Origin of the sequence: Curtobacterium sp. 314Chir4.1 (assembly GCF_900215175.1) — a bacterium.
Taxonomy (GTDB): Bacteria; Actinomycetota; Actinomycetes; order Actinomycetales; family Microbacteriaceae; genus Curtobacterium; species Curtobacterium pusillum_A.
Genome location: NZ_OCMI01000003.1, coordinates 192,870 through 208,771, shown reverse-complemented (window position 1 = coordinate 208,771; position 15,902 = coordinate 192,870). Strand labels below are relative to the sequence as shown.

General features: G+C 71.5%; 12 protein-coding genes. 4 read left to right on the top strand and 8 right to left on the bottom strand.

Annotation, left to right across the window (positions count from 1 at the left end; translation table 11 throughout):
- Positions 1–60: 60 nt before the first annotated feature.
- A complete protein-coding gene (locus tag CRP27_RS09960) occupies positions 61–654 on the bottom strand; it encodes a TetR/AcrR family transcriptional regulator (RefSeq protein ID WP_097180530.1) in 594 nt (197 codons plus the stop codon).
- 122 nt (positions 655–776) lie between these two features.
- Here CRP27_RS09960 and CRP27_RS09955 point away from each other — a divergent pair, with 122 nt between their 5' ends.
- A complete protein-coding gene (locus tag CRP27_RS09955; protein ID WP_097180529.1) occupies positions 777–1,613 on the top strand; it encodes an alpha/beta fold hydrolase in 837 nt (278 codons plus the stop codon).
- A gap of 137 nt (positions 1,614–1,750) precedes the next feature.
- Here CRP27_RS09955 and CRP27_RS09950 read toward each other — a convergent pair whose 3' ends face one another.
- Both CRP27_RS09950 and valS read right to left on the bottom strand, forming a co-directional pair.
- Positions 1,751–2,002 (bottom strand): hypothetical protein, encoded by a 252-nt coding sequence (locus CRP27_RS09950; protein WP_097180528.1) that lies wholly within the window; start codon positions 2,000–2,002, stop codon positions 1,751–1,753.
- A 41-nt stretch (positions 2,003–2,043) separates the two neighbouring features.
- Complete coding sequence (gene valS, locus CRP27_RS09945) at positions 2,044–4,638, bottom strand: valine--tRNA ligase (RefSeq protein WP_255257532.1); 2,595 nt, start codon at positions 4,636–4,638, stop codon at positions 2,044–2,046.
- A gap of 288 nt (positions 4,639–4,926) precedes the next feature.
- Here valS and proP point away from each other — a divergent pair, with 288 nt between their 5' ends.
- Positions 4,927–6,516 (top strand): glycine betaine/L-proline transporter ProP, encoded by a 1,590-nt coding sequence (gene proP / locus CRP27_RS09940; protein WP_255257531.1) that lies wholly within the window; start codon positions 4,927–4,929, stop codon positions 6,514–6,516.
- Between the two features lie 677 nt (positions 6,517–7,193).
- Here proP and CRP27_RS09935 read toward each other — a convergent pair.
- Genes CRP27_RS09935 through CRP27_RS09920 form a run of 4 tightly spaced genes read right to left on the bottom strand, consistent with a single transcriptional unit; the run spans position 7,194 to position 12,395 of the window.
- On the bottom strand, positions 7,194–8,825 hold the full coding sequence (locus CRP27_RS09935) for an ABC transporter ATP-binding protein (RefSeq protein ID WP_097180527.1): 1,632 nt from the start codon (positions 8,823–8,825) through the stop codon (positions 7,194–7,196).
- A complete protein-coding gene (locus CRP27_RS09930; RefSeq protein ID WP_097180526.1) occupies positions 8,822–9,703 on the bottom strand; it encodes an ABC transporter permease in 882 nt (293 codons plus the stop codon). The genes CRP27_RS09935 and CRP27_RS09930 overlap by 4 nt, the downstream gene beginning before the upstream one ends.
- Complete coding sequence (locus tag CRP27_RS09925; protein WP_255257530.1) at positions 9,700–10,782, bottom strand: ABC transporter permease; 1,083 nt, start codon at positions 10,780–10,782, stop codon at positions 9,700–9,702. Before CRP27_RS09925 ends, CRP27_RS09930 begins: the two co-directional genes overlap by 4 nt.
- On the bottom strand, positions 10,767–12,395 hold the full coding sequence (locus CRP27_RS09920) for an ABC transporter substrate-binding protein (RefSeq protein WP_097180525.1): 1,629 nt from the start codon (positions 12,393–12,395) through the stop codon (positions 10,767–10,769). Before CRP27_RS09920 ends, CRP27_RS09925 begins: the two co-directional genes overlap by 16 nt.
- Before the next feature lie 32 nt (positions 12,396–12,427).
- Here CRP27_RS09920 and CRP27_RS09915 point away from each other — a divergent pair, with 32 nt between their 5' ends.
- Both CRP27_RS09915 and CRP27_RS09910 read left to right on the top strand, forming a co-directional pair.
- Entirely contained in the window at positions 12,428–13,027 is a 600-nt protein-coding gene (locus CRP27_RS09915) for a TetR/AcrR family transcriptional regulator (RefSeq protein ID WP_097180524.1), read from the top strand.
- Positions 13,028–13,112: 85 nt separating this feature from the next.
- Complete coding sequence (locus CRP27_RS09910; RefSeq protein WP_141399734.1) at positions 13,113–14,648, top strand: phospholipid carrier-dependent glycosyltransferase; 1,536 nt, start codon at positions 13,113–13,115, stop codon at positions 14,646–14,648.
- Positions 14,649–14,675: 27 nt separating this feature from the next.
- On the opposite strand, the gene CRP27_RS09905 is transcribed toward CRP27_RS09910, so the two are convergent.
- Complete coding sequence (locus tag CRP27_RS09905; protein ID WP_097180522.1) at positions 14,676–15,710, bottom strand: cation diffusion facilitator family transporter; 1,035 nt, start codon at positions 15,708–15,710, stop codon at positions 14,676–14,678.
- Positions 15,711–15,902 lie beyond the last annotated feature (192 nt).

The window sequence follows — 15,902 nt, the reverse complement described above, 5'->3', positions numbered from 1 at the left end:
ACGGACGGGAGGCCCGTGGCGGCCCCGCCCCGCGCCTCCAGTCCGCCACCCGGTCGCGTCTCAGGCGCGCATGGCGGCGTCGATCAGGGTCTCGGCGGCGCGGCGGGCGTGCGCGGCCGGGGCCGTCGTACCGGCGATGGCCGCGGTGGTCTGCGCGCCCTCGGCCAGCAGCGCCAGCTGCGCGGCGAGCTCCTCGGCGCGGCCCGCGTCGGCGACCGCGTCGGCGGTGAGGTCCTGGACGAACCGCTGGAAGGAGTCCTTGTGGTCGCGGGCGATCTCGGCCACCGCGGGGGAGGTCGCCCCGAGTTCGCCGAACGCGTTGATGAACCCGCAGCCCCGGAAGGTGTCGTCGCCGAACCACGACTCGAGGAAGTCGTACATCGCGAGGAGCTTCTCGCGTGGTGTCGAGGCGGCGTCGACCGCGCCGTGCACCCCGCGCTCCCAGACGTCGTGGCGGCTGGCGAGCACGGCTGCGATGAGCTGCTCCTTGCCCGGGAACGCCGCGTAGAGCTTCTTGAGGGACACCCCGGCGCCGGTCCGGATCGCGTCCATGCCGACGGACTGGATCCCGCGCGCGTAGAAGAGCTGGTCGGCGACGTCGACGATGTGGGTCCTGGTGTCGGGATCGACGGTCGAGAGCGTGCTGGTTGCCATGGACGTACCCCGTTCGCTGCGTGTTCACCGTTCCCGACTTGCGCGGGGAACGAACGTTCTCTAGTGTAAGGGACATCAGCGGAGAACGACCGTTCTCCGCGAATCTCAGGGAAGGATCTACCATGGGTGCCATCACCGTCGGGACCGAGAACAGCGTCGACGTCGAACTCCACTACGAGGACAAGGGCACCGGTCAGCCGATCGTCCTGATCCACGGCTTCCCGCTCGACGGCAACTCGTGGGAGGGGCAGGTCCCGCCGCTCCTCGAGGCCGGCTACCGCGTGATCACGTACGACCGCCGCGGGTTCGGGCAGTCCTCGCAGCCGTCGACCGGGTACGACTACGACACCTTCGCCGACGACCTGCACACCGTGCTCGAGACCCTCGACCTGCGCGACGTGATCCTGGTCGGCTTCTCGATGGGCACCGGCGAGATCGCCCGCTACATCGGCCGCCACGGCGAGGACCGCATCGCCAAGGTCGCGTTCCTGGCCTCGCTCGAGCCGTTCCTCGCGATCACCGACGACAACCCCGACGGCGCCGGCCCGATGTCGTTCTTCGAGGGCATCGCCGCCGACGTGCAGAAGGACCGGTACGCGTACTTCACGAACTTCTACCAGGACTTCTTCAACCTGTCGGAGAACCTCGGGTCGCGCATCTCCGAGGAGGCCGTCCGGAACGCCTGGAACGTCGCTGCCGGTTCCGGTGCGATCGCGTCCGCCGCGGCCCCGCTGACCTGGCCGACCGACTTTCGTCAGGACATCCCGAAGGTCACCGTCCCGGCGCTGATCGTGCACGGCACGGCGGACAACATCCTGCCGATCGACGCCACCGGCCGCCGCTTCACCAAGGCCCTGCCGCACGCTGAGTACGTCGAGATCGAGGGCGCCCCGCACGGCCTGCTCACCACGCACACCGCCGAGGTGAACGAGGTGCTCCTGGGCTGGCTCGCGAAGTAGTCCGCTCCGGCTCTGCCCGGCGCACAACCAAAGTCACCCCGAACCGCGGAAAGCCGTGGTTCGGGGTGACTTTGGTTGTGCGAGTGCGAGCGCGAGCGCGAGCGCGAGTGCGAACCGCGACGGGACCGGGACCCGGCTCAGTCCTCTTCCGCGGCGTCGTCGGGGTTCGTCACCTGGGCGTGCCCGGCATCGTCGAGGTGGATGGACGTGCCGTCGTCGAGCGCGACGATCGGCTTGCCCTCGAGGAACGTCAGGGTCCAGCCCCACCCCGCCGTGTCGACGGACTCCGACGCGAGCTCGTCCTCGACCCCGCGCACGGCGACGACCATCGCCTCGGGGAGTTGCCCGGGTGCCTCCGCACCCACGTTCCAGCGTCTGCCCAACTGCATCCGTGCCTCCAGTCCGTCTGCCGACCCCGTCGCGACCGCGACTACGCCTGCTGCTCAGCCAACTCGATCTCGGTCACCGCGAGCTCCGCGCCGTCCGTGAACGACAGGTTCTCGATGCGGCCGACGGCCGCCAGGTCGACCGCCGCGCGCTCGATGAGCGCACGCGTCTCGGCCGGGGCCGCGACGACGGCACGCGTCACGGGCGTCTTCTGGGACGCCTTCGCCGCCGTCTTCGCCCCGCGGATGCCGATGAGCGCCTGCCCGACGGCGGCCAGCAGCCCCGTGGGCTCGGCCTGGGTGGGCAGCTCGGTCACGGTCGGCCAGGAGGCGCGGTGCACGCTGGTCTCGTGGGTCCAGGCCCACACTTCCTCCGTCGCGAACGGGATGAACGGTGCGAGGAGACGCAGGAGTGCGTCGATGGCGGCACGGAGCGCGAGGACCGCGCTCGCCTGCGTCTCGTGCGTGGACTCCGTCGCGGTGCCGTACGCGCGCTCCTTGACGAGCTCGAGGTAGTCGTCGCAGAAGGTCCAGAAGAAGCGCTCGATGACCTCCAGCGCGCGGGCGTGGTCGAAGCCGTCGAACGCCGTGGTGGCCTGGTCGATGACCGACCCGAGCTCCGCGAGCATGTCGACGTCGAGCGGCTCGGTGACGCTCGTGGCGCCCTCGGGCAGCGGGAAGCCGTAGACGAACTTCGCGGCGTTGAGCACCTTGATCGCCAGACGACGGCCGACCTTGATCTGCTTCGGGTTCTGCGGGTCGAACGCCGCGTCGGTGCCGAGCTTCGACGAGGCCGCCCAGTAGCGGACCGCGTCGGCGCCGTGCTGCTCGAGGATCGACAGCGGCGTGACGACGTTGCCCTTCGACTTCGACATCTTCTTGCGGTCCGGGTCCACGATGAAGCCGGAGATGCTCGCGTGCTTCCACGGCACGGTGTCGGCCTCGAGCTGGCTGCGGAGCACCGTCGTGAAGAGCCACGTGCGGATGATGTCCTGCGCCTGCGGGCGGACGTCGTACGGGTACACGAGGTCGTAGAGGGCCGGGTCGGTCTCCCACTTGCCCGCGAGCTGCGGGGTGAGGGACGAGGTCGCCCAGGTGTCCATCACGTCGAGCTCGCCCTGGAACCCGCCGGGGACGCCGCGCTGGTCCTCGGTGTAGCCGGGAGCTGCCTCGGACGCCGGGTCGACGGGCAGCTGCGCCTCGGTCGGGACGATCGGCTGGTCGAAGACCGGGTTGCCGTCGCCGTCGAGCGGGTACCAGACCGGCAGGGGCACGCCGAAGAAGCGCTGGCGCGAGATGAGCCAGTCACCGGACAGGCCACCGACCCAGTTGTCGTAGCGGACGCGCATGAAGTCCGGGTGGAACGCGATCTCCTCGCCGCGCTGCCGGAGCGTCGCCTTGAGCTGCTCGTCCCGCGCGCCGTTCACGATGTACCACTGGCGGGTGGAGACGATCTCGAGCGGCTTGTCGCCCTTCTCGAAGAACTTCACCGGGTGGTTGATGGTCTTCACGTCGCCGACCAGGTCGCCGGACTCGGTGAGGGCGTCGACGACGACCTTCTTCGCCGAGAACACGGTCTTGCCGGCCATCTCGGCGTAGAGGGCCTTGCCGCCCTCGGACTCGATCCAGGCGGGCTCGTCGGAACGGACGCGGCCGTCGAAGCCGATGATCGCGCGGTTCGGCAGCTGCAGCTCGCGCCACCACACGACGTCGGTGGTGTCACCGAACGTGCAGACCATCGCGATGCCGGCGCCCTTGTCCTGCTGGGCGAGGTGGTGGGCGAGCACCGGGACCTCGACGTCGAACAGGGGGGAGCGGACGGTCGTGCCGAAGAGGTCCTGGAAGCGCTCGTCGTCGGCGTGCGCGACGAGGGCGACGCACGCGGGGAGGAGCTCCGGACGGGTGGTCTGGATGACGACGTCACCCGTGCCGTCGGTCTTGTGGAAGGCGATGCCGTGGTACGCGCCGGGCATCTCCTTGTCCTCGAGCTCGGCCTGCGCCACCGCGGTGCGGAACGTGACGTCCCAGAGCGTCGGGGCGTCGGCCTGGTAGGCCTCGCCGCGCTCGAGGTTGCGGAGGAAGGCGCGCTGGGCGCTCGCGCGGGAGGTGTCGTCGATCGTGCGGTACGACTGCGTCCAGTCCACCGACAGGCCGAGCGTGCGGAAGAGGTGCTCGAACTGCTGCTCGTCCTGCACGGTCAGGCGCTCGCACAGCTCGATGAAGTTGCGGCGCGACACCGGGATCTGGTCGGCGGCCTTGCTCGACTTGCCGTCGCCGCCCTCGAACGGCGGCACGAAGGTCGCGTCGTAGGGGAGCTGCGGGTCGCAGCGGACGCCGTAGTAGTTCTGCACGCGGCGCTCGGTGGGGAGACCGTTGTCGTCCCAGCCCATCGGGTAGAAGACGTGCTTGCCGCGCATGCGCTCGTAGCGGGCCTTGAGGTCGGTGTGCGTGTACGAGAACACGTGCCCGATGTGCAGCGAACCGGAGGCGGTCGGCGGCGGGGTGTCGATCGAGTAGACGTTGCTGCGGTCACCGGCGGCGTCGCGGTCGAAGCGGTAGGTGCCGTCCTGCTCCCACACGGGGCCCCAGACGTCTTCGAGACCGTCCACCGTGGGCTTCTCGGGCATGGGCTTCGTCATGGCGGCCTTCCGTTCCGTGCGGTGCTGCGACCGCTCTGTGCGGCACCGAGTCCGTGATGAGGTGCCTGAGTGTGCGCGCGTGCTGCGCGGTGTACCCCAGGCTACCCGCTCTTCTCCAGGTCTTCGGCGTTCACTCCGCTCGGGCGCATCACACCTGATATTCCATCGCGCCCGCGCGTCTGATAGTCTGTCGGAGTTTGTTCGGCGGGCGGTCCATGGGCTCGCGAGCCGCAGTGTTGCCGTCCGTCGGATGCCCGAAGGAAAGACTCAGCACTACCGGAGGACGATTTGCCGACGAACAACCCGACGGAGTCCCACAAGGGACACCCCGTCAAGCCCGTGCGGAGCAAGGCCCAGGCCAAGCGCGCCCGCCGCAAGCTGACTGAGGACGACGTCACCGTCGTCGAGGAGTCGCTGCTCAAGCGCGCCGTCGCCGCCGCTGCGCTCGGCAACGCCATGGAGTGGTTCGACTTCGGCATCTTCGCGTACCTGACGGTCACGATCTCGCAGGTGTTCCTGCCACAGGGCGACCCCGCGGCGAACATCGTCGCGACGTTCGGCTTCTTCGCGGCCGCGTTCATCGTCCGCCCGATCGGCGGTGCCGTCTTCGGCCCGATCGGCGACAAGATCGGCCGGCAGAAGGTCCTCGCGCTGACGATGATCCTGATGGCCGCCGGCACGCTCATGATCGGCCTGATCCCGTCGTACGACTCGATCGGCTTCTGGGCACCCATCCTGCTGCTCGTCGCGCGCTTCGTGCAGGGCTTCTCGACCGGCGGTGAGTACGGCGGCGCCGCGACCTTCATCGCCGAGTACTCGCCGGACAAGCGCCGCGGGTTCATGGGCTCGTGGCTCGAGTTCGGCACCCTCGCCGGTTACGTGCTCGGTGCCTCGATCGTCACCGGCCTGCAGTTCGGCCTCTCCGAGGACGCCCTCCTCAGCTGGGGCTGGCGCATCCCGTTCATCATCGCCGGCCCGCTCGGGCTGATCGGTCTGTACCTGCGCCTCAAGCTGGAGGAGACCCCGGCCTTCCAGAAGCAGCAGGAGCAGGCCGCCGAGCGCGAGGCGCAGAAGACGCCGTTCCTCAAGCTCTTCGCCGAGAACTGGCGCTCACTCATCATCTGCATCGGCCTGGTCCTCGTGTTCAACGTGACCGACTACATGCTCCTGTCGTACATGCCGACCTACCTCGAGCAGAACCTCGGGCAGAACGCCACGTTCGGTCTCATCCTGATCGTCGTCGTGATGCTGCTCATGATGGTCGTGATCACGTTCGGTGGGCGGCTCTCCGACCGGTTCGGTCGTCGTCCGGTGCTCGCCGCGGGCTGCATCGGCTTCATCCTGCTGTCCTGGCCGGCGCTCAAGCTCGTCCAGACCGGCACCGGTCTCGGGGTCTTCGCTGGCCTGCTCATCCTCGGTGTCGTCCTCGTGACGTTCACCTCGACGATGCCCTCGACGCTCCCCGCGCTCTTCCCGACGATCATCCGGTACGGCGCCCTCGCGATCGCGTTCAACGTGTCGGTCTCGCTCTTCGGTGGCACGACCCCGCTCGCGACCTCCGCGCTCATCAACGCCGCGAAGGACCACGGGTTCGGCTGGGCCGAGGACATCCCGGCGTTCTACCTGATGCTCGCCGCCGTGATCGGGCTGGTCGCCGTGTACTTCACGAAGGAGACCGCTGCCACGCCGCTCATGGGCTCCGGCCCGACCGTCGGTTCTGAGGACGAGGTCGCCGAGGTCATCGCGGACTACAACGACGAGTCGTCGGAGTTCGCGCAGTCCGACTGGGCGAAGGAGTTCGCGACGAGTGAGATCCCGATCATCTCGGGTGACGCGCCGTCGTCGGGTGACGAGAAGAAGGAGCCCGCGGGCTCCTAGTCGCTCCCGCTTCGGGCTCCGCGCTCCGCGGGGTACTTGCCGGAATCGGGCGTACCCGGTCGTTCCTTTCGACCGGGTACGCCCGTTCTCGCTTCCCATCGCAGCCGTTCTGGGAAACACCGTGCGCGCGCCGCGCTCTGCGCACCGCGCAGCGCCCGAGGCGACCGGGTGGCGGTCCGGAGGTGCCCGCCGGGCCGCCACCGTGCCTCCAGGCCGCCGTGCCTTTCGGGCGTACCCGGTCGTTCCGGGCGTACCTGGTCGTTCCTTTCGACCGGGTACGCCCGATTCCGCTTCCCATCGCACCCGTTCTGGGAAACACCGGGCGTGCGCCGCGCACCGCGCTCCGCGCCGCCCGCGGCGACCGGGTGGCGGCCCGGAGGTGCCCGCCGGGCCGCCGCCGTGCCCTTTCGGGCGTACCTGGTCGTTCCTTTCGACCGGGTACGCCCGATTCCGCTTCCCATCGCACCCGTTCTGGGAAGGAACGGACACGCCACGGCCTGGAGGCACGCTGCAACCCCGCCGCGCACCGCACGGCGGGCCGTGGTCGCGTCCGAGGCCGTGCGTGCGTCCCCGAGACTCGGCTCGGTCACACGATCGTTCGCGCCCAGCGACGGTTCTCGCGTGCTGCGCCGCGAGAACTGTCGCCCAGCCCGAGACTCGGGGCCGCGCGGAGCGCGCTACGCGACGCCGGTCGCCAGCCGTTCGGCGGCGTGCAGCAGCCGCGCCGTCACCGCGTGCGCCGGACGGTCGAACACCGACGCCGCGGGGCCGTGCTCCACGACGCGCCCCTCGTGCACGACCAGCACGTCGTCGGCCATCCGCCGCACCGCCCGGAGGTCGTGCGACACGAACACCATCGCCACGCCGGTGGTGTCGCGCAGCCGTTCGAGCAGCGTGAGCACCGCGTCCTGCACCGTGGCGTCGAGTGCGGTGACGGGTTCGTCGAGGACGATCACCTCGGGCGACGTCGCCAGCGCCCGGGCGATCGCGAGCCGCTGCCGTTGCCCGCCGGACAGCGTCAGCGGGGACCGCCTGCGGAGTGCGGGGTCGAGGCCGACCTGTTCGAGCGCGGCGTCGACCCGCTGCCCGAGCGACCCACGAGCCGATCGCTCGGCACCGCCGGAGAACGCGTCGGCGAGGACCCGTTCGACGCTCCACCGCTCGTCGAACGTCGCACCGGGGTCCTGCACGACCGCGGCGAGCCGGTGCCGGTGCGGGCGTCGTTCGCGTTCGTCGAGGGGGACCCAGGGTGCTCCGTCGAGCGCGACGGTCCCGGTGTCGGGGGTCTCGAGTCCGAGGAGGATCCGCGCAAGGGTCGTCTTGCCGGACCCCGAGGCGCCGATCACCCCGAGCACCCGTCCTCGTTCGAGCCCGAACGACACGTCGTCGAGCGCGCGGACCCCGTCGAACGCGCGCGCGATCCGGTCGGCGGCGAGCACCGGGCCCGCACGGTGCGAGCTTCCGCGCGACGTGCGAGCCTCGGAGCCCCGCACGGTGTCCGGAACCTCGCACACTGCGCCCGCACCTGCGTCCGCACCACCGTCCGCGCCACCCGCGGCGCGCACCAGGGCCTGCGTCGCCTCGTGCTGCGGCGCCGCGAACACCGCGGCCACCGGTCCCTCCTCGACGACGCGTCCCTCGTGCATGACGACGACCCGGTCTGCCCAGCCCGCGACGAGCCCGAGGTCGTGCGTGATCACCAGCAGCCCGGCCCCACGCGTCTGGGCGGCACGGAGCTGCTCCATCACCGTGACGGCGACCCCGGCGTCCAGCGCGGTGGTGGGTTCGTCCGCGACGACGAGCTCCGGCGACCCCACCGTCGCGGCGGCGATGAGCGCACGCTGGCGCATCCCGCCGGACAGGGTGCCCGCGAGCCGTTCGTCCGTCGCGATCGCGGGGTCGAGTCCGACCGCGGCCAGGGCGTCCTGGACAGCGTCGACCCGTGCCGCCGCGGTCATGTCGGTGTGCAGTCGGAGTGCGTCGGCGACCTCGCGTCCGACCGGGCGCAGCGGGTCCAGGGCGCCCAGCGCCTCCTGGCCGACGTAGCCGATGCGCGATCCGCGCACCGCTCGCCACCGCCGGTCGGAGAACGCACGGACGTCGAGGCCGGCCACGGTGAGCCGGTCGACCCGGACGGCGGAGCCCGCGGCGGACAGGCCGAGCGCAGCACGCGCGGTGACGGTCTTGCCCGAACCGGAGGCCCCGACGAGCGCGACGCACTCGCCTGCCCCGACCCGGAGCGAGACGTCGTGCACGACGGTCGTCCCGCCGATCGCGACGGTGAGGCCGTGCATGTCGAGGACACTCATCGGAGGGCTCCCGTTCGTCGGATCGCCCGGCCGAGCACCGTCACCGCGGTCGCCAGCACGACGATCGCGAGACCGGGGAAGGTGCTCATCCAGGGGGAGGTCTGCAGGTAGGTACGGCCGTCGGCGAGCATCGCGCCCCACTCCGGGGCCGGTGGTGGTGTGCCGACGCCGAGGTAGCTGAGTGCCGAGGCCCACACGATCGCCTGCCCGACGCCGAGCGTCCCGACGGCGACCACCGGCCAGAGCGCGGCCGGCAGCACGTGCCGGAGGACGATCCGGCCGGGGGAGCGGCCCATCACGACGGCGGTCTCGACGACCTGCGAGGTGCGCGCACGGAGCACGAGTCCCCGCACGATGCGGGCGTACCCGGGTGCGGTGGCGAACCCGACCGCGAGCATCGCCGGGACGGGCCCGGGACCGGTCACCGCGATGACGACCAGTGCGACGAGCAGCAGCGGCAGGGCGAACGCGACCTCGGTGATGCGGCCAACGACGGCGTCGACGACCCGACCGCCCAGCCCCGCGACGACGCCGAGCACGATGCCGACCCCGCCGCCGACGAGCGTCGCGACGACCCCGACGACGAGCGAGGCCCGGGTCCCCGCGACGACGCGGGCGAGGACGTCCCGGCCGGACTCGTCGGTGCCGAACGGGTGGGCGCCGCTCGGCGGGAGCAGGGCGTCCGACGGGTGCACGGCGAGCGGGTCACCGCCGCCCAGGAGCGCGGGCCAGACGGCGGCGACGACCGCGACCGCCACCACCGCTGCCGCGACCGTTCCGGCCGGGCCGAGCGTCCCCCCACGGAATCGCTCGGACCGTCCGCCGGACGGGTCGCGCTGGGCACCGGCCTGGAGGCTCGGCTCGGCGATGCCGCTCACCGCGCGCCCGCCTCGGGTCGGGTGACGCGCGGGGCGCGCCGCCGGGTGCGGACCACGGGACGGGTCGCGTCGGCACGTGGGTCCACCAACCGCTCGACGAGGTCGGCGACGGCGAGCACGACGACGTACGCCGCCGCCGACACGAGCGCGATGCCCGCGACGAGGGGCATGTCGCGCTGCGTGACCGCGGTCACGAGGGCGCGCCCGATGCCCGGGAGCGCGAACACCGACTCGACGACGACGGCCCCGGAGACGAGCGACCCGAAGGCCCAGGCGGACAGCGCGATGCCCGGCAGTGCGGCGTGCCGGAGTAGGTGTCGGCCGAAGAGCCCGGCGCGGGTCTCGCCGCGACTCCGGGCGGCGAGGGCGAACGCCGACCGCTGTGCGTCCACCACGCCGTCGCGGACCGTCTCGGCCAGGTACCCGGCGACCGGCACGGCGACCGTGACCACCGGCAGGACCCAGCCGCGGGCGGTGCCGTCGCTCACCGCCGGGACCCAGCCCAGCGCGCTCGCGAACACCACGATGAGGACGCTGCCGAGCCAGAAGTGCGGCGTGACGCTCGCGGTGACGCTCAGGGCGCTCGTCAGCCCCGCGGCGAACCGGCCGCGCTGCGTCGACCACCACGCGGCGACGATCGCGAGCGCCCAGGCGACGACGAGCCCGAGGACGGCGAGCGTCAGCGTCACCGGGAGCTGCTGCCCGAGGAGCGTCGCGACCGGGGTCCGGAACGCGTACGAGTCACCGAGGTGCCCGGTCGCCAGACGCCCCAGGAACACGACGTACTGCACGAGCACCGGTCGGTCGAGGCCGTACTCCTGTCGCACCTGGGCGACCGCCTCGGCCGAGGCCTGCGACCCCGGCCCGCCGAGGATCGCGAGCGCCGGGTCGCCGGGGATCAGCCGGATCGCGACGAACACGATCGTCGCGACCGCCCAGAGCACGCCGATGCCGCCGGCCAGGCGGCGGAGTCCCCACAGGGCCCACGCCGACCACCCGGCGGGCGCGCTCCGACGTCCGCGACGCAACCCGTGCCTCCAGTCCGACGATCGCGAGGTCGCGATCAGCGGTCGATCCATGCCGTGCCGAACCACGGGGTCGAGACCGCCGTGGTCTGCACGCCGTGGACGGACGACCGGATCAGGAAGTGGTTCTGCTGGTCGTACAGGGGGAGCACCGTCCCGCTCGCCAGGATGGTCTTCTGCGCCTGCTCGTACAGGTCGCCGCGCTCGGACGTGTCCGAGGTCTGCGCGGCCCGCTGCAGCAGGTCGTCGAGCTCCGGGTCGTCGAGCTGGGCGAGGTTTGCGAAGTACCCCGACGGTGCGGGCGTGATGCTCGCGCTGTCGTAGAGGATGCGGAGGACGTCCGCGCCGACCTTCGTGTACGGCGCGCTGACGACGTCGTACTGGTTCGCCGCCAGGGCCGCGTACCAGCTGGACAGGTCGAGCTCCTTGAGGACGACCTTGATGCCGACGGCCTTCTCGGACGCCTGGATCTGCTGGAACAGACTGCGCTCGGCGGGGACGGACTGGTTCGTCGACACCGGGAACGTGACGGTGAGCTGCTGGCCGTCCTTCTGCCGGATGCCGTCGCTGCCGACCTTCCAGCCGGCGTCGTCGAGGAGCTGCTTCGCCTTCTTCGGGGAGTACTCGAACAGGCTCTTGTCGGAGTAGCCGTACGGCTCGACGCTGGAGAGGACCGAGTACGAGCGCTTCGCCGTCCCGAGGAAGAGCGACCGGATGCCCGGGTCGATCTCGGCGCCGGCGATGAACGCCTTGCGAACGGCCTCGTCACGGAAGACACCGTGGCCGGAGTTCAGCTCGAGGCGGTTCGACGCGCCGGGGCGCGGAGCGTCGAGGTCGCGGATCGAGCCCTTGGACGACGCGGCCTTGAGCTGGTCGGGCTGGGCGTTGTCGATGACGTCGACCTGGCCGGACTGCAGTGCCGCGTAGCGCGAGGTCGAGTCGGGCAGGAAGCGCCAGGTGATGCCGTCGAGGCGGGGCTTCGTGTTGCCGGTGAGTGGCGTGTACTCCGCGTTCTTGGTCAGGGTCACGCGGTCGCCGTGCTTCCAGGCGGTGACCTCGAACGGGCCGGTGCCGACGGGCGACTCGCAGTTGACCTCCTGCGAGCGCTGCAGGGCCTTCGGGGACTCCATGCCGACCCAGGGCTGCGAGAACGACTCGAGCAGGGCACTGTCCGGACGGCTCAGCGTCAGCGTGACGGTGTGGTCGTCGGTGGCGGTCGCCTTCGTGATCGACTGCAGCGCGAGGTACCCCGTGCTCGACGCCGTCGCCGGGTCCTGCACGTGCTCGATGTTCGCCACGACCGCCGCCGCGTCGAAGGGCGTGCCGTCGGTGAAGGCCACGTCGTCGCGGAGCGTGAACGTCAGGGCCTTCCCGTCGTCGCTCGTGGTCCAGGACTTCGCGAGCGCGGGGACGGGCTTGCCGTCGTCGAGGGCGGTGAGTTCCTCGATGTACTGGCTGGACAGCAGCGCCTGCGGGTAGTTGCCGCCGACGTGCGGGTCGAGGCAGGTGGGTTCGGCGTCGCCCGAGGCGTACACGAGCGTGCCGCCGTTCACCGGGGTGCTGGTCGAGCTCGCGGTGCCGCCGCCGGTGCACCCGGCGAGCACGAGGAGGAGCGCTGCGGCGCCGGCGACCGCCGTGACGGTTTTCTGTACTGAGTCCAAGATCATGGCTGGACGAGTCTAGCGGTTTACTGGGGCCCATGGACGAACCGATGCGCCGCGGTGGACGGCCCCGACGCTCGAGTGCCGAGGTGCTGGCGGACGCCGCCGCGGAGCTGTTCCTCGAGCAGGGCTACGCCAGGACCACGGTCGACCAGATCGCCGTCCGCGCCGGGGTGAGCCGGGCCACGTTCTTCAACTACTTCACGGCGAAGTCTGACGTGCTCTGGCTCGACCTGGACGCCGCCGTCGCGTCGTTGCCCGAGCTGCTGGCGGCGTCGACCGAGCCCTCGGCCGTCCGTGCCGTCGAGGAGGCACTGCTCGCCGCGGCCCGCGCCCACGACCCCGAGCGGGTCCCGTGGGCGATCGCCCAGGCCGAGGTGATGGGCATCGGTCCGGAACTCGTCGCGAGCGTCGCGACCCGGGTGACGGCGCAGCACGCGACCGTCGCGGCGTTCGTGGCCGGCCGGACCGGGGACCACCCGGCAGCGCTCTGGCCACAGACCGTGTCCGGCGCGATGCTCGGAGCCGCGGGCGCGGCGTTCGGCGTCTGGGTGGCCGACGGGGTGGCACGCGAGCCGCTCGTCCACTACGTGGCCGCAGCGCTCAGCCCGGTCGCGGCGGGGCTCGACGAGGTCTGAGACCGCGCTCAGCCCTCCTCGGAAGCCCGTGACACCGGCGCGGACGCAGCCGCAGGGCCCGGCTCCTGTGCGAGGATCGTTCACCGTGACCAACAGGAGACCGTCCCCACGCGCCCGGACGGTGGGGCGGTCCGCGGCACTCGTCGCGGTCGTCCTGGCGGGACTGTTCGTGGCCTTCCGGCACATCGGGCAGCAGACGCTCTACCCGGACGAGCTCACCTACCTGTCCGCCGCGTGGGACTACGTCCACGGCACCTTCACCGCGAACCTCGAGCACCCACCGACCGCGAAGTACCTGTACGGGATCGCCCAGCTCGTCCTCGGTCCAGGAGGCCTCGCCCCGCGCCTGGTCGCCACGTCCGCCGCCTTCGGGACCGGGGTCGTGCTGTTCCTCTGGCTCCGACGCCCCGTCGGCTTCTGGGCGGCGCTGGCGGCCGCCGGGCTCTGGTGGCTGACCCCCCGCGGCGACAAGCCGACCTGGGGGGACGTCGCGAGCGGCGCGGCCGCCCGCATCGACCGGCTCGCGCTCCTCGAACCCGTCATGGTCTTCTTCGCGGTGCTCGCACTCGCACTCACGTGGCGGTGGGCCGTCGGTCCGGCACGCAGCGGACGTCGGACGCTCGACCCGGCCAGTGAGGGATCGACGGCCGCGCGGGCGTTCGCCGGGTGGCCCTGGATGGCCCTCGCGGGTGCCGCCTTCGCCCTCTCGGTGACCTCGAAGGTGTCGACCGCGGTCCTGCTGGTCGCGATCGCGGCGGTGCCGGTGCTCTTCCGGCAGTGGTGGCGCCTCCTGGCCGGCGGTGTGGTCGCCGCAGTGGCCTTCGCCGTGGTCTTCGTCGTCGTGTACGTGCCGGTCGGCGGGGTCCGGGCGATCCAGTACATGCTCGACTTCCAGGACGAGCACAACCTCAAGGGCCACGTCACCCAGGTCCTCGGGCGGGACTACCAGCACTCGCCGTGGTGGGCGAACTTCGTCTACCTGCAGCAGGGGATCGGTTGGACGATGCTCGTCGTCGTCGTCCTCGGGATCACCTGCGCCGTCGTCATCCGGCCGGACCGCCTCGTCGCGGTGCTCGGCATCGCGCTCGGCTCGCTCATCGTCTTCTACTGCACCGTCGGCGTGGCGCTCCCGCACTACTACGACGCCTGGATGCCGTTCGCGCTCGCGCTCGCCGCGATCGGGTACGTGCGGTTGGCCAGGGTGCGACCACCCGTCACGGCGGTGCTCGCCGGCGTGCTCGTCGCTGCGACCGTCGTCCCGGCGGCGCAGCTCGCGGTGGCGGTCGAGCAGGCGCGTCCGGCGGGCCTCGCCGCGCTCCAGCCGGCGCTCGCTCGTCACGACGCGGCGGATGCGCGGGTGCTCTTCGCGAGACTGAACCGTCCGGCCTTCGCGGTCTACTTCCGGAGCGATCGCGGCTTCATGCAGTACGTGGACAGCGGACAGTACCGCGTGGTGGTCGAGGGCACGGACGACCGGTTCCCGATGACCCCGGCGCTCCGGACGTTCCTGACCGAGCACCGGTCGGAGTTCGACTCCTTCCGCGTCGACGACCTGCGCGTGTGGGTGATGCGGGACGGCCGGTCGTTCACGATGACGAAGACGGGCCCGGTCGAGGGCTGACCGCCCCGCGGCGACCGGTGCGCCGCGTCACTCCGTGCGCAGCGTCCCCGCGCCGCCGGCTGCGACGTCCTCGACCGTGCCGTCCCGCACGACCTCTGGCACCTCGTCGCTCGTCGGCCGCAGCGAGGCGTCCCCGGGGTAGCTCAGCGTGAGGACCGCTTCCTCGATGTACTGGCTGTCCTCCAGCGACTGCTCGACCTCCCGGAGCCGCACCGCGACGTGCTCCTCGTTCTCGTTGCCGGTCAGGTCGACGGCGGCGACGAGGTACACCCGCGACGGTCCGACGAACTCCAGGTGCAGGTAGGTGACCCGTTCGATCTGCGAACGGCGGAGCAGCTCGACGAGCACCGCGTTCTCGAGCTCCGGTGACGTGCTCTCGCCGAGCAGGAACCGGCGGTTGCGGTCGATGAGGACGACGGCGACGACCCCGAGCAGGACACCGATCGCGATCGAGCCGACGGCGTCGAAGACGGCCAGGCCGGTGATCTGGTGCAGGAACACCCCGAGGAACGCGACGACGAGCCCGACGAGCGCTGCGGCGTCCTCGGCGAACACCGCACGCAGGGTGGGGTTCGACGACTGCAGCACGTGGCGCAGCACCGGGACCCGACGCTTCGTCGCGGCACCGTGCGCCTGCCGGTACGCCTGCAGGAAGCTCGTGCCCTCGAGGCAGAACGACACCGCGAGCACGATGTAGTTCAGGACGACGTCCTCGGCCGGGCCGGTGTCCCCGAGCTCGGTGATGCCGTGGTAGATCGACACGATCGCACCCGCGGTGAACAGGCCGAACGCCGCGAACATCGACCAGATGTAGGTCTCGCGCCCGTACCCGAGGGGGTGCGCCGTGTCGCGCTTCCGGGCTCCTCGACGCTCCGCCACGAGGAGGAAGACCTCGTTCCCGGTGTCGGCCCAGGAGTGCGCCGCCTCGGCGACCATCGACGCCGATCCGGTGATCATCGAGGCGATGGTCTTGGCGATCGCGACGAGGAGGTTCGCGCCGAACGCGATGATGACGGTGAGCAGGGACTCAGGACGGTCCTCCTGCTCGGGAGAGTCGGGCATCGCTCCAGCATGCTCCCGTCCGCTAGACTCTTCTCGAACAGGCGCCGATCCGGCCATCACCGGGGAGCCTCCGGAAGAACGCGGGCCCGCCCGTCAGTAGAACCGGGCGGACCGGGCCGCGCACGATCCCGAACACGAGCGGTCGTGGGCAGCAGTCCACGGCAAGCGAGGTGGTACCGCGGAGCACGCTCC

Excerpts from the sequence above, each read along its gene's own strand:
- CRP27_RS09960 (WP_097180530.1), bottom strand. The coding sequence starts at position 654 with ATGGCAACCAGCACGCTCTCGACCGTCGATCCCGACACCAGGACCCAC.
- CRP27_RS09955 (WP_097180529.1), top strand. The coding sequence starts at position 777 with ATGGGTGCCATCACCGTCGGGACCGAGAACAGCGTCGACGTCGAACTC.
- CRP27_RS09950 (WP_097180528.1), bottom strand. The coding sequence starts at position 2,002 with ATGCAGTTGGGCAGACGCTGGAACGTGGGTGCGGAGGCACCCGGGCAA.
- valS (WP_255257532.1), bottom strand. The coding sequence starts at position 4,638 with ATGACGAAGCCCATGCCCGAGAAGCCCACGGTGGACGGTCTCGAAGAC.
- CRP27_RS09935 (WP_097180527.1), bottom strand. The coding sequence starts at position 8,825 with ATGAGTGTCCTCGACATGCACGGCCTCACCGTCGCGATCGGCGGGACG.
- CRP27_RS09925 (WP_255257530.1), bottom strand. The coding sequence starts at position 10,782 with ATGGATCGACCGCTGATCGCGACCTCGCGATCGTCGGACTGGAGGCAC.
- CRP27_RS09920 (WP_097180525.1), bottom strand. The coding sequence starts at position 12,395 with ATGATCTTGGACTCAGTACAGAAAACCGTCACGGCGGTCGCCGGCGCC.
- CRP27_RS09915 (WP_097180524.1), top strand. The coding sequence starts at position 12,428 with ATGGACGAACCGATGCGCCGCGGTGGACGGCCCCGACGCTCGAGTGCC.
- CRP27_RS09905 (WP_097180522.1), bottom strand. The coding sequence starts at position 15,710 with ATGCCCGACTCTCCCGAGCAGGAGGACCGTCCTGAGTCCCTGCTCACC.